The following is a 429-nucleotide window of genomic DNA, read 5'->3' on the forward strand; positions in this document are numbered from 1 at the left end:
CGGCGCGACGACCAGACGTTGCCGGGAGCCCCTCGGTCGGGTTCGAGCACCATCCGGCATGTCTTCGCCACCCATTCGCCGCACAGTTCCGTCGGCTGGCACCACGCTCCGAGGCAGCGCAGCACCCCTCCGGGCTCATCCACCTTCCACAACGCCCCCGCCGCGAAATCGAGCTTTGCGCAGATCGCCTGCAATACCTTCAGCGCGACTTCGTCAAAGCTCACTGCTTCCCCGAGGATGCGCGCCACCTCGTATTGCGAGCTCAAATGCCGCTGTGCCCGTTCGCGGGCGACGATCTCGACTTCGAGTTCGAGGGCGTGCCCGCTTACCTGCCGGTACAGGCTGCCGTTCTCGTAGATCCGTCCGACCTGCGCCGCGAGGATGCGCAGCAATTTCTCGTCGTCCGCGGTAAAACCGCCCTCCCCCTGC

General features: G+C 66.0%; 1 protein-coding gene. It reads right to left on the reverse strand.

The window, feature by feature from the left end:
• The coding region (locus tag ES017_RS15465) for a hypothetical protein (protein ID WP_216367596.1) at nucleotides 1-429 on the reverse strand (429 nt) is incomplete at both ends.

This window comes from Anoxybacillus sp. EFIL, from assembly GCF_013096955.1.
In the GTDB taxonomy this organism is placed as follows: Bacteria; Bacillota; Bacilli; order Bacillales; family Anoxybacillaceae; genus Anoxybacillus; species Anoxybacillus ayderensis.